The sequence below is a fragment of the Staphylococcus ureilyticus genome (genome assembly GCF_002902235.1).
GTDB classification, from domain to species: Bacteria; Bacillota; Bacilli; order Staphylococcales; family Staphylococcaceae; genus Staphylococcus; species Staphylococcus ureilyticus.
This window is the reverse complement of sequence record NZ_PPRL01000080.1, coordinates 1-11,726: the sequence shown is the minus strand read 5'-3', so window position 1 is coordinate 11,726 and position 11,726 is coordinate 1. Positions and strand designations below refer to the sequence as shown.

The 11,726-nt window shown below is 30.7% G+C and carries 14 protein-coding genes; 3 read left to right on the top strand and 11 right to left on the bottom strand.

Going from position 1 to position 11,726, the window contains the following annotated elements; genetic code table 11:
- The first annotated feature begins 157 nt into the window (after positions 1-157).
- Entirely contained in the window at positions 158-718 is a 561-nt protein-coding gene (locus CD150_RS08170) for a thioredoxin family protein (RefSeq protein ID WP_064209734.1), read from the top strand.
- Positions 719-789: 71 nt separating this feature from the next.
- On the opposite strand, the gene pmtD is transcribed toward CD150_RS08170, so the two are convergent.
- The 7 genes from pmtD to CD150_RS13735 form a co-directional block, all read right to left on the bottom strand.
- Entirely contained in the window at positions 790-1,518 is a 729-nt protein-coding gene (gene pmtD, locus CD150_RS08165; RefSeq protein ID WP_073345956.1) for a phenol-soluble modulin export ABC transporter permease subunit PmtD, read from the bottom strand.
- Positions 1,518-2,390: a phenol-soluble modulin export ABC transporter ATP-binding protein PmtC gene (gene pmtC, locus CD150_RS08160; RefSeq protein WP_103161482.1), complete on the bottom strand. Its 873-nt coding sequence runs from the start codon at positions 2,388-2,390 to the stop codon at positions 1,518-1,520. The genes pmtD and pmtC overlap by 1 nt, the downstream gene beginning before the upstream one ends.
- 18 nt (positions 2,391-2,408) lie before the next feature.
- Positions 2,409-3,077 (bottom strand): phenol-soluble modulin export ABC transporter permease subunit PmtB, encoded by a 669-nt coding sequence (gene pmtB / locus CD150_RS08155; protein ID WP_103161481.1) that lies wholly within the window; start codon positions 3,075-3,077, stop codon positions 2,409-2,411.
- Positions 3,078-3,113: 36 nt separating this feature from the next.
- Positions 3,114-3,980 carry a phenol-soluble modulin export ABC transporter ATP-binding protein PmtA gene (gene pmtA, locus CD150_RS08150; protein WP_046207993.1) on the bottom strand — a complete coding sequence of 289 codons (867 nt, stop codon included), beginning with the start codon at positions 3,978-3,980 and terminating at the stop codon, positions 3,114-3,116.
- A complete protein-coding gene (gene pmtR / locus CD150_RS08145; protein WP_046207994.1) occupies positions 3,977-4,357 on the bottom strand; it encodes a PSM export ABC transporter transcriptional regulator PmtR in 381 nt (126 codons plus the stop codon). Before pmtR ends, pmtA begins: the two co-directional genes overlap by 4 nt.
- Before the next feature lie 217 nt (positions 4,358-4,574).
- On the bottom strand, positions 4,575-4,769 hold the full coding sequence (locus CD150_RS08140; protein WP_046207995.1) for an SE1626 family protein: 195 nt from the start codon (positions 4,767-4,769) through the stop codon (positions 4,575-4,577).
- 229 nt (positions 4,770-4,998) lie between these two features.
- Positions 4,999-5,094 (bottom strand): Trp-rich small protein, encoded by a 96-nt coding sequence (locus tag CD150_RS13735; RefSeq protein ID WP_225309943.1) that lies wholly within the window; start codon positions 5,092-5,094, stop codon positions 4,999-5,001.
- Positions 5,095-5,295: 201 nt separating this feature from the next.
- On the opposite strand from CD150_RS13735, the gene CD150_RS08135 reads away from it, so the two are divergent.
- On the top strand, positions 5,296-6,588 hold the full coding sequence (locus CD150_RS08135; protein WP_103161480.1) for an aminotransferase class I/II-fold pyridoxal phosphate-dependent enzyme: 1,293 nt from the start codon (positions 5,296-5,298) through the stop codon (positions 6,586-6,588).
- A gap of 379 nt (positions 6,589-6,967) precedes the next feature.
- Here the strand turns inward: CD150_RS08135 and CD150_RS08130 are convergent, their stop codons facing one another.
- The 3 genes from CD150_RS08130 to groES form a co-directional block, all read right to left on the bottom strand.
- Positions 6,968-7,435, bottom strand: coding sequence for a bacillithiol transferase BstA (locus tag CD150_RS08130; protein WP_064209736.1), 468 nt, complete (start codon positions 7,433-7,435; stop codon positions 6,968-6,970).
- A gap of 403 nt (positions 7,436-7,838) precedes the next feature.
- Complete coding sequence (gene groL / locus CD150_RS08125) at positions 7,839-9,461, bottom strand: chaperonin GroEL (protein ID WP_046207998.1); 1,623 nt, start codon at positions 9,459-9,461, stop codon at positions 7,839-7,841.
- Positions 9,462-9,512: 51 nt separating this feature from the next.
- The gene (gene groES, locus CD150_RS08120; protein ID WP_019469562.1) at positions 9,513-9,797 is read right to left on the bottom strand and encodes a co-chaperone GroES; all 285 of its coding nucleotides are present in this window, start codon (positions 9,795-9,797) and stop codon (positions 9,513-9,515) included.
- A gap of 175 nt (positions 9,798-9,972) precedes the next feature.
- On the opposite strand from groES, the gene mroQ reads away from it, so the two are divergent.
- A complete protein-coding gene (gene mroQ, locus CD150_RS08115; protein WP_070039270.1) occupies positions 9,973-10,716 on the top strand; it encodes an intramembrane glutamic endopeptidase MroQ in 744 nt (247 codons plus the stop codon).
- Between the two features lie 94 nt (positions 10,717-10,810).
- On the opposite strand, the gene CD150_RS13415 is transcribed toward mroQ, so the two are convergent.
- Positions 10,811-11,726, bottom strand: a 916-nt coding sequence (locus tag CD150_RS13415) for an SdrH family protein (protein ID WP_240621217.1), incomplete at its 5' end; no start/stop codon positions are given.

Here is an 11,726-nt window from a genome sequence, read left to right as displayed (position 1 = left end):
GTTTTACACTATTCATACTAAATTAATATAGCATAATCATTTAGTATTTTCATTTAAAACAAATATTAAAACTTATTACTTTTCTAAGTATTAAAAATTTTCTTTCATTAAAAATTGTTGCTATAATAATAGCTAATAAATTAAAGGGGGAAAAATAATGACAAGTTTAGAAACTTATTTCAAAAACAGTCAGCCACTTGATCAGTACATTGAGGATATGACTGAAAACCAAGAAAATTTACTTACAATTTATAAATCATTCTCACTTCCTCAAGATGATGAACGTCTTGAAAAAATCAAATCTTTACCTTACAGCAAAGTGCTTGTAATAACAGAAGATTGGTGCGGAGATGCTATGATGAATCTTCCTATTCTAAAACATATTAGTGAAGCATTACACTTGGAAGTCAGAGTATTCCATCGCGATGAAAATACTGATTTAATAGATCAATACTTAACAAATGGCACGGCTAGATCTATTCCAATATTTGTCTTTCTAAATGATGATTTTGAACAACAAACTGTTTGGGGCCCTCGTGCTAGACAAGTCCAAAACTTTGTAGATGACACGCGCTCAAAATTACCTGAAAAAGACGACCCTACATTTAAAGATAAATCAGCAGAAACACACACAATTATTGCAAATCGTTACAAAACAGACTCACAAATGTGGAAACATGTTTACGATTCAATCTTAGATAAATTAATCACTAAATAATTAAACACGTATGAATTGGATGAGCTTTACTACAATTCATACGTGTTTTTATTGAAGTTTAATTTCTACTATTAAATATCTTTTTTAGATGCATAGAATAGATTAATAATAAATAAAATAACAATTGAAGCTGAGGTAATAAACCATTGCCAATTACTGAATGTATAATCTCCAGAAGTCGTTTTCGATGTTAAATAACTAAATGGAATATATTTTAATGAGTCTTGTATGTTATCTCCAATTTTTGGAATCATTGGTAAGAAAGGCTCTGCAAAAGGCACAATCAATACTAAGAAAATTCCTAATGTGAAAATAAGCGCTGTTTTAGGCACTACTAATGCAAATAAATATAATAGTAATCCAAAGAATAAATGGAACATTAGGAAAAACCATAGTAATTCAAAAATTTTATCCATTTTAATATTTTTACCATCTACAATACCTTGAACAATTAAAACAAATGCAACAAGAATAGCTGTTATTAATATAGCAATTAGTATAATAGAAACAACTTTTGCAACAACATAACCCACACGACTCGATGTTTTATTCATATATAATTGAATCGTACCTTGAGAAATATCACGTGTAATTGTTTTAATTACAAAAAGTAGACCCATAATAGAAAAGAACCAACTACCAATTGAAAGTAATGTATTACCATCCATTTCATCAGATTGTTGAACAAATAAAATTGTAAATCCAATCATTGGTAAAATCGTCAATAATAATGCTAAGTAAGTTAAAGGACTTTTAAATATACTAATCAAGTCATATTTTACGAGTTGTATACTGTTCATTATTGGCCACCTTTCTGATTGATATTAAAGTACGTATCACGTAACGAACTTTTACGTGTTTCAATAAATTCAGGGAAAATTTCTTTACTTGCTAACCCTCGTAATATGTCTTTATAGCTTTTTTGAGCCTTTAATATAACTTCTCCTGTTTCTTTTTGAGACTGTATAACATCAAAATGTTCATTTAAATAAGCTAATCCTGCCTCAAAGTCACCTGCTTCAAGATTCAATACCGTAGAATCTGTTGGAGCACCTTCTTTCATATCAACATCTTGTACAAATGTTCCATCTCTTAAAAAGACTGCTCTATCACAAATTAACTCTATGTCTTCAAGTTTATGACTTGAAATCAGGATTTTCATATCTAGTTCTTGAACAAGTGATTGTATCGTTTTTAAAACATCAATTGAACCGTCAGGATCCATTCCATTTGTTGGTTCATCTAAAATTAAATATTTGGGCTTATTCATTAAAGACACTGCAATAGCTAACTTTTGTTTCATACCCATTGAATATTTTTTAATTTTCTTTTTTATATAACCGCGCATTCCAAATGCATCGATAATTTGATCAGCATACTTTTTATCAAATCCTTTTCCTAACACATTTGCAAAAAGCTTCAAGTTATATAAGCCAGATTTATTATCGTATAATTTAGGATGATCAATTAAATAACCTACGTTTTCTTTATTACTTAGTTGAACTTCACCTTTATAATTTACAATGTTGCCATTCATCACTTTCATTAAAGTGGTTTTACCCACTCCATTTTTACCTATTAAACCAACAATTTGACTATGGCCAAAATCAAAATCAATATGATCTAATACATTATTACTACCATATGTTTTAGTAATTTGTTTTAACTGCATAATGCGCCTCCTTTAAAGTTAATTTAGCTTTCTATATTGAATGATATAATTTATTCCTAAAAATATAACACTTAGTGACAAAAAGCCATAGTTAAAGAAATTTTTAAAATATTTTAAATGTTCAAAGTCATAATCAAATAGTAATGAACAACCAATAATGATAATTGCAATGACAAACGGTAAGAAAATTAACATCCCTAGCACGTAAGGAATAAATGAAATATATTCTGCCTTTTGTTCTGTATAACGCTTAAAGCCTAATGGTATGGCAAAGAAGTTGATGGCAATATAAGAATAAGAAAATGGCAATGTGAAGTTAATGTTAATTGTATTATTTGTATAGTTATCATTGGAAATACCATATAAAGATAAAATGCCTGCACCAATAAAAGTAAATACCAAAACAGTTATATAGTTCGCATTTAATAAAGATAATTTAGAAACCGGTAAACTAGCAAAAAAGTCATAGGATTGTTTGTGTCCTAGCTTTTTATTAAAACGAAAAACATGTCCTGAATCTAAAACTGAAATAACTACCAGTACCATAACAAGTGCAGAATAAATCACTTTATTCATCATGGTGTCATGATTCAAAATTAATTGTAAAGGCGAAATAACAAGTAAAACTGCATATAAAACAATCGTCCATTTACGTAACTTAAGGTTTCGAATAAGTAAATTTTTCATCTTATACCTCCCGCGTTGTTAATTATTAGAAAGGCCCTAATCATTCTTTTGGGTACCTTTTTCGAGGTAAACCATTAAGTCTTCAATTGTTGGACTAGTGATTGCAACGGCGTTTCCAAATATTTCATAAAACACATTGGCTTGAGTTGTTAGTGCAGTATAACCCGTTTTATTACTTTCAAAGTATTGAGTTAATTGCCTTAACTCTTCATCAATTTGATCGGAATCACCTTTGACAATTTTAAACTGATTTAAAAGTTTATCTAAAAAATCATTCAAAACAACTTCTCCATCTTTAATATAAACTAAATAATCAGCAATTTTTTCCAAATCAGAAATAATATGTGTTGATAAAAAAACAGTCTTTTTCTCATCAATAAGTTCTTTTTGAATGATATCTAAAACTTCATTTCTAACAATAGGATCTAGGCCTGAAGTAGGTTCATCTAAAATAAATAATTCCGCTTGATGGCTAAATGCAATTGCAATAGATAACTTCATCTTCATTCCTGTTGAAAATGTTTTAATCTTTTTATTAAAAGGTAAACCAAACAACTCAACATAATGTTTAAAAATATCATGACTCCAATAACTATAAAATGGCGCAATATAACTTTCTGTTTTCTTTATTGTCCATTTATCATTAAGATATAACTCAGAATAAATAAAACCAATTTTATCTTTTATTGCAACAGCATTATTTTTCATTTTTTGGTTAAAAACGAATATTTCACCATCATTAGGTTCAATTAAATCCATGATTAACCTGATAATTGTCGTTTTACCAACACCATTTGCTCCGATAAAACCAGTTACAAATCCTTGAGGGACTTTAAATGAAATATCATTTAATTGAAATTCTTTAAAATGATAATTAATGTTTTTCAATTCTATTGCATTCATTCGTCGTCCTCCTCATAAATCAACGCTAATATTTCTTGTAACTCTGATAAAGTCATCCCAATGGTCTTGGCTTCTTTACTCATTGATTTAGCTAAGGATTCTATAACTATAAATTGTTTTTCTTTTAAAATTGAACTGTCCTGCTCCTTCACAAATGTACCTTTTCCTCTTATAGTAAAAACAAAACCATCTTTTTCTAAATCTTCGTAGGCACGCTTTGTGGTGATTACACTGACACTTAAATCCTGTGCTAATTCTCTCATTGAAGGCAAATGTTCTCCAGGAGCAACGTATCCTTTTAAAATGTTCTCTTTTACTTGTTGTTTGATTTGCTCATAAATCGGCCTTTCACTACTATTTTTTAAAAGTATTTTCATTAACGTCCTCCCCTATAACTGTATATACACAATATATACAATATATACACACTTGTAAAGTCAAAATTTCATTTTAAATAAAAATTTACAGTGATTGAAAATTTTTTAAAAAATTAAAACTAATAACTATATCGTTTAAAATAAAAAGGCTAACCCACATAAAAAATGGGTAGCCTTACTCTTAGTAAGAAAGAAATTGTTGTCTCTATCTTACTATTTATTTCCTTTTATGATTTTGGTTATTTCTTTTGCGTCTATCATTACTTCTATTTATAAATGCACAAATCATAAACATAATTGCTGCAATTAATAATTTTATACCTGAATTTTCATGTCCAGTAGCTTGTAAATAGTAACCAACGACAAACAATACAATAGCAATAACCACAAATATTTTTGTTAAATGCTTCACTATACTCACCTCAAATAATTATATTGTATCAAAATTCACTCGCAATTTCTAAAACTCATTCGTATTATTTCTATTTAAACTTATTATTTTATTAATTTCCATTACACGCAATAGAATATATTGTTTGCAGTTTATACTTGGTGGTGCTAAAATATAATTGTATCCACGAATTATACTACACAACCCCAAGTCTGCGCTATCAGACTTGGGGTTTTTTGTGTAAGGCCACCTATTTGTCTTTCCACTTATCTTCTAACCAAACACGGAATACAACAAGTAAGCCACCTGTTATTAAAGTTACTAAAATTTCTTGCCACCACGTAATCATACTACACCCCCCACAAAAAAAGTACCATGTAGGATTTTGATGGCCTATCTATATTCTAACATAAAACAGAACACATGTTCGTATAAAATGACCATAAATTTATATTTTTCTTATAAAATGTTTACAACGCTTTAATTTTGACTGATTTCAAGATAATATAGTTATATCATTTAAAAAGTAAAGAGAGGTTAACAAACTATGAATCCTTTAGCTTTAGATTTAAACGAACAATTATCTAAATCCAATCCAGAAATCGCAGATATGCTCTCAGACTTGGGCAAATTAATGTATTATCCAAAGGGCATTCTATCACAATCTGCAGAAGCAAAAGCTACTAAATATAATGCCACGATTGGTATGGCAACATATAAAGATAGTAAAATGTATGCTGAAACGTTAAATGATATGTTCAATCATTTAGAACCAAATGACATCTTTCCGTACGCACCTCCTCAAGGTTTAGAAGCACTTCGCGATTTATGGCAACAAAAAATGTTGAAAGACAATCCTGATTTAACTGCGAATCACATGACAAGACCTATTGTTACGAATGCATTGACACACGGTCTATCTATTGTGGGAGATATGTTTGTTGATAGCGGAGACACAATTTTACTACCATCACATAATTGGGGTAACTATAAATTAGTATATAGTACAAGACATAGTGCTGAAATTGAAACATATGATATCTTCGATGAGCATGGACATTTTACCACTGAACAACTTGTTCATACTTTAGAACAATATAACAAAGATAAAGTTATTTTAATCCTAAATTATCCTAATAACCCAACTGGCTATACGCCTACTAAAGATGAAGTAGCCGTTATTGTCGATGCTATCAAATCACTTGCAGAGCGTGGCACTAATGTTATTGCATTAATAGACGACGCTTACTATGGTTTATTCTATGAAGATGTTTACACGCAATCTCTATTTACTGCATTAACAAATTTACATTTGCCTAATTTATTACCTATCCGCTTAGATGGAGCTACTAAAGAATTCTTTGCATGGGGGTTACGTGTTGGATTTATTAGTTTTAGTGTGAACGATCCTATTACAAAACAAGTCTTAGAAGCCAAAGTAAAAGGGTTAATTAGAAGTAATATTTCTAGTGGACCAATGCCTTCTCAAAGTGCAGTTAAATATGTACTTGAAAACCATGATCAATTTGACAAAGAGATTCAAAAGAATATAGATACATTAAATGCAAGATACCAAACTACAAAATCTGTTGTTTATGACGAAAAATATTCAACATATTGGCAACCCTATGATTTTAACTCTGGATACTTTATGGCGCTTAAAGTTAAAAATGTTAATCCAGAACAGTTACGTAAGCATTTAATCGAAAATTATTCTATTGGTGTAATTGCATTAAATGATTCTGACATTAGAATTGCTTTTAGTTGTGTAGAAAAAGATGATATCCCTCATGTCTTTGATTCAATAGCTAAAGCCATTTCTGATTTACAAAATGTATAAAAAAGTCACTGGGACATAAAGTTCTTGGACAAGTAAAAAAGGGCAATTTCTATTGAAATCATGTAGAAATTGCCCTTTTCAATATTGTGTTAAGTATAGTTAGCTCATTGAGCTACTACCTAGTTTGATATAGAGCCTTGTTTTTTAAAGTTTTTTAAAGTATTTTAATGTGGAATTACATGTGAATGAGTTGTATTCTAGCGAGACGCTTGGGGGAACAGGATAAGCTGAAGATCACAGGATGAAGCTGCCCCCCTAAGAAAGCGAGTCAACAATACGAAATACTGAAGAATAAAGAAGCACGCAGATGGATTTAATTATATCATTAAATCATCTGTGTGCTATTTTTCTAGTATTTATATATCAGTATCTCTTTAATTTATTGTTGTTGTTTTAAAACACGAGACATTTCTTCAATTTTACCAGCATGTAAAGGAATATGAATGGCATTTAATACCAACAATTCGTCTAACGTATTACAACCTGCAATGGTTTCAGTTAATTCTGCTTGTAGTTCTTCATCTGAAATTTTTTGAGCACGCTCTGGTAAGGTTTGTAAATCGTTCAAGATTTCATCTATTTTTGGTACTGTTTCATCTCCCCAATTTTCTGGTGAGGATCCATAGCCAAATAAACGTGTGTATTTCTCTACATCTACTGTATTTTTATCATATAAAGATAATGCAGATTCAAATATAGTTAAAACATGACCATATTGCCAATGTATTGTATTTGGGAATAAATCAATTTTATCGTCCAATACTTGATCATTACTCCAATTATCATAACCTGAAATTAAATAATTAACACCCATATCAATAACATCATATACTGATTTCTTTGTCATAATTTAATCCCCTCCACTCTTCAAATATCGTGCAACTTAAATATAATGTGGCTATAAAAACGTACATCCACTCTCTACCCTTTTATTTAATACTTATTCACATAAGTAAAATTATTATAGACAATGTATATTTTAATTATTAATATCTAGTCCATCGATTCAAAATTTAGATATAATTTATAATCAAAAAGCATTCACTGACACCTTTGTATTATCACTAGTAAATCTTCAGTTTAATAACACGTTTGTTTTGCTTTAACTTATACTATGATATATAAAAAAGACGTTTCTCAAAAAATTTGTTTAAATGAGAAACGTCCATGAGTATCTTCTATAAAGTTTGTTTTTAATTTTTATATTATTTCGTCATATCAACCAACTAAACATGGATGTGATAAATATTTTACATCATGCCTGGCATGCCACCCATACCTGGTTGCGGTTCATTGTTATTTTCTTCAGGAATATTAGCAACAACTGCTTCTGTTGTTAAGAACATAGCTGCAACACTTGCTGCGTGTTGAAGTGATGAGCGTGTTACTTTAGTTGGATCTACAATACCAGCTTCAAGCATATTCACCCATTCATTAGTAGCAGCATTAAAGCCAACGCCTACTTCTGAATTTTTAAGTCTTTCAACTATAATTGAGCCTTCTAAGCCAGCATTTTCTGCTATCTGACGTACAGGTGCTTCTAGAGCTTTTAAGACGATATTAACCCCTGTAGCTACGTCGCCTTCAGCTTCAATTTTTGATACTTCATCAAAAATGTTCATAAATGCTGTACCACCGCCTGCTACAATTCCTTCTTCAACGGCAGCTCTTGTAGAGTTTAAAGCGTCTTCAATACGTAATTTACGCTCTTTTAACTCTGTTTCACTTGCTGCACCAACTTTAATTACTGCAACACCGCCTGCTAATTTCGCTAAGCGTTCCTGTAATTTTTCTCTATCAAAATCAGAATCAGTTTCATCAATTTGTGCTTTGATTTGACTTACTCTTGCATCGATATTGTTTTGATCACCATCACCATCGACAACTGTAGTATTGTCTTTAGTAATTTCAGCTTTATTAGCAGTACCAAGCATATCAATTGTTGCATCTTTAAGTTCTAAGCCTAAATCGTCAGTAATCACTTGTGCACCTGTTAAAATTGCTAAATCTTCTAACATTGCTTTGCGACGATCGCCAAATCCAGGCGCTTTTACTGCAACTGCTGTAAACGTGCCACGCATACGGTTTAATACTATATTTGTTAATGCATCGCCTTCAACATCGTCAGCTACTATTAAAATTGGACGATTAGCTTGAACCACTTGTTCCAATAACGGTAAAATATCTTGGAAAGATGAAATCTTTTTATCTGTAATTAAAATATATGGTCTTTCTAACTCTGCAACCATTTTATCTGAATCTGTGACCATATATGGAGATTGATAACCTCTGTCGAATTGCATACCTTCTACAACTTCTAATTCGGTATTAAAGCCACTTGATTCTTCAATTGTAATCACACCATCATTTCCAACTTTTTCCATTGCTTCAGAAATATATTTACCAATTTCTTCATCAGCTGCTGAAATAGAACCAACTTGTGCTATTTCATTTTTATTATCTACATTTTGTGAAATTTCATGTAAAGCTTCAATCGCTACTTCTACAGCTTTGTCAATACCTTGACGTAGTCCAACTGGGTTAGCACCGCTTGTAACATTTTTCAAACCTTCTTGAATCATTGCTTGTGCTAATACAGTAGCTGTAGTTGTACCGTCTCCAGCGATTTCATTTGTCTTGTTCGCTACTTCTTGTACTAATTTAGCACCCATATTTTCATAAGGATCTTCTAATTCAATTTCTTTTGCAATTGTTACACCGTCATTAGTAATTAATGGTGAAGTGTATTCTTTATCTAATACAACATTACGTCCTTTAGGACCAATTGTAACTTTAACAGCATTTGCTAATTTATCTACACCTCTTAGCATAGATTGACGTGCATCTTCAGAAAACTTTAAATCTTTAGCCATATTTCTTAACCTCCATGTTGTTAGTATATTTTATCGTAGTTATAATTTTTATTATTCAATAATTGCTAAAATATCATCTTCGTTTAGAATTAAATATGTTTCGTCTCCACGTTTAACTTCTGTGCCAGCGTATTGTTGAAAAACAACGTTATCGCCTTCATTCACTTCAGGAGCAACTCGAGAACCATCTTTTAAAATACGTCCTGCACCTACTGCAATTATCGTACCTTCATTTGACTTCTCTTTAGCGCTATCTGTTAATACAATACCACTTTTTGTTGTTTGCTCTTGTTCTATTTTTTGAATAATTACTCGGTTACCTAATGGTTTTAACATTGATTGTTCCTCCTTAGAATTGGAAATCTTTAGCACTTTATTACCTTGAGTGCTAATCTATTTTCTATAATAATCAAAGTTGGTCAATATTTCAAGTTAAAACCATCGTTGTATATTTTGTGTATGAACATAATTTACGCTAAAATAAGATATAAACTATTTTTGGAGGTTCATTATGTCTCGTTTGTGGGTATCCATATTGACATTAGTTATTTATGGTCTAGCACAATATGGTGTTTTATTTTTACATATGGCTGGTTTTTTCAGCAATTTAAGTGGTAAATCGTTAATGTTTACCAATATTTATACACAAGTGATTTTATTTATAATTGCATCCATCATTATCATTATAATCAATAATTTCATTGCTAATCCAACACAGTTAGAACAACAAGCAAAAGAGAAGAAACGCTACGCAATACTATGGGCATTCGTTGGATATGTTAGTGTTATGGTTTATCAAATCATTGCTAATTTAATTAATATGTTTGTATTAGGTGGACCGCAATCAAGTCCAAATACAGAAAGGTTAATGAAAGTCGCTCAAGATATACCTGTCTTCATTATTTTAATTTCAATTGTAGGCCCAATTCTTGAAGAATATGTGTTTAGAAAAGTTATCTTTGGTGAGTTATATCAACTTATGAAAGGTAATAAGACCCTAAAATTCATTGTAGCTTCGGTAGTAAGTTCTATTATATTTAGTGCTGCACACGGTGACCCAGCTTTCTTCATCATTTACTTTGGTATGGGAATGATTTTTTCAGGATTATATGCGTTTACTAAGCGCATATGGGTTCCTATTGCTGTACATATGATGCAAAATGGTTTTGTAGTAATTATTCAAGTTTTAATTGGACCAGAAAAAATAAAAGAGTTACAAGAAACTACTTCATTTATTTTTAATCTTATTGTTTAACTAACATTTTGTTATAAAATAAGAAAATAGTTACATTCTCAAAATAAAGGGTTAATCCATCTTATGAAATGGATTAACCCTTTTTATATTTTAGTTATTCATTATTTTTGTTTTTACGATGAACAAAGTAACCAACTACGACACCTATAAAGATAATAAAAATAGCTGTTATTAAAGCAAATAATATACGTTCAAATTTTATATCAATAGTATTTTTTGAATCTTTATCTGCAGTTTCAGTCATTTCTTCATCGCCACTAGAGTGATACTCATATTTACCTGTAGCACTTTCCGTTTTGGGATTTTTCAAATCTGGCATAGAACCAATTTCACCTGTAATCAAAGCTAAAACTTGATTATCTAAATTTTTATAATAATCCTGCGATTTTAATGGGTTAAAATACTGAAATTTAAAATAATTCGTTCCTTTCTGTAACTCATTTAAAAAAGCATTATCATCAAATCGTTGTGGTCTTAATATGGATAAAATTTCTCTATTAGAAATTTTTTCTTCACCATTGTTTAATTGTTTTACTTGGTTTACGACAAAAGGATTATATTTAAATGAACCGGTAGACATTTGGTTAAATCTATTTAAAATTTGACGGTCACTTTTTGTATGCGTCGACGCTTGATTTGTATCTTCTTTAACTGCTAAATCTCCATAATTAAAATCACTTTGATATTTATTTGATTGTGCATTTTCACTTGACCCTTTTAAGTTCGGACGCGCAGAATATGATGGTTTGATTGGTTTTGTTGGTTGATACGCATCTCCATTACCACTCTCATGATTTCCATTACTTGGTGTATTGGGATAATGAGAGTTTGACGGTGGTGTCAAATTAGGCCGGTCAGGCTTTGTCGGTGTTCCTGTACCTCCATTTAAACCGGTTGTATTTCCATCGTTGGGTTTATCTGGTTTTGGCGATGAACCTCCACCTTCATTTGGTCGGTCAGGCTTTGTCGGTGTTCCTGTACCTCCATTTGAACCGGATGTATTTCCATCA

What these genes read in the sequence shown, in the direction of transcription:
- pmtC (WP_103161482.1), bottom strand. Translation starts at nt 2,390, where the DNA reads ATGCAGTTAAAACAAATTACTAAAACATATGGTAGTAATAATGTATTA.
- groES (WP_019469562.1), bottom strand. Translation starts at nt 9,797, where the DNA reads ATGTTAAAACCATTAGGTAACCGAGTAATTATTCAAAAAATAGAACAA.
- groL (WP_046207998.1), bottom strand. Translation starts at nt 9,461, where the DNA reads ATGGCTAAAGATTTAAAGTTTTCTGAAGATGCACGTCAATCTATGCTA.
- pmtR (WP_046207994.1), bottom strand. Translation starts at nt 4,357, where the DNA reads ATGAAAATACTTTTAAAAAATAGTAGTGAAAGGCCGATTTATGAGCAA.
- CD150_RS08130 (WP_064209736.1), bottom strand. Translation starts at nt 7,435, where the DNA reads ATGACAAAGAAATCAGTATATGATGTTATTGATATGGGTGTTAATTAT.
- CD150_RS08135 (WP_103161480.1), top strand. Translation starts at nt 5,296, where the DNA reads ATGAATCCTTTAGCTTTAGATTTAAACGAACAATTATCTAAATCCAAT.
- mroQ (WP_070039270.1), top strand. Translation starts at nt 9,973, where the DNA reads ATGTCTCGTTTGTGGGTATCCATATTGACATTAGTTATTTATGGTCTA.
- pmtB (WP_103161481.1), bottom strand. Translation starts at nt 3,077, where the DNA reads ATGAAAAATTTACTTATTCGAAACCTTAAGTTACGTAAATGGACGATT.
- pmtD (WP_073345956.1), bottom strand. Translation starts at nt 1,518, where the DNA reads ATGAACAGTATACAACTCGTAAAATATGACTTGATTAGTATATTTAAA.
- CD150_RS08170 (WP_064209734.1), top strand. Translation starts at nt 158, where the DNA reads ATGACAAGTTTAGAAACTTATTTCAAAAACAGTCAGCCACTTGATCAG.
- pmtA (WP_046207993.1), bottom strand. Translation starts at nt 3,980, where the DNA reads ATGAATGCAATAGAATTGAAAAACATTAATTATCATTTTAAAGAATTT.